1 protein-coding gene is annotated in these 323 nt (G+C 65.3%); it reads left to right on the top strand.

Going from position 1 to position 323, the window contains the following annotated elements:
• Positions 1-323: hypothetical protein (locus tag ACR6JA_RS22260; protein ID WP_494599574.1), on the top strand; the 323-nt coding region annotated here is incomplete at both ends.

The raw sequence follows: 323 nt of genomic DNA, 5'->3' as shown, positions 1-323 counted from the left end.
AGAAAGAAAAGGAAGAGGCGGCCAGGCTGGCTGATAAGGCCAAGCGCGACGGGCCCAAGAGCACCGTACCTAGCAGCGTCGCCAATGCCGGTGATGGCGTGTCCAAATCGGCCGACGTCGAAGCTGCCCTGGCGTCTGGGCGTCCTACCTCCGGCGCTGGGCAACCCGTCGTGCCGGGGCTGCGCACAGGCTCGGACCCGCTCGCAGCCGGCGCCAATACGAACGCAGGTCAACAACAGGGAGCGAACGGAACGCTCTCTCCGGAAGAGCAGGAGGCACAGCAAGAGCGTAGGAATCGCCTGCAAATGCTACGGGAAGCGCGC

The sequence above is a fragment of the Cedecea sp. B1(4) genome, from assembly GCF_059414925.1.
The sequence above is the reverse complement of the archived record's forward strand: the minus strand, read 5'-3'. Positions and strand labels throughout refer to the sequence as shown.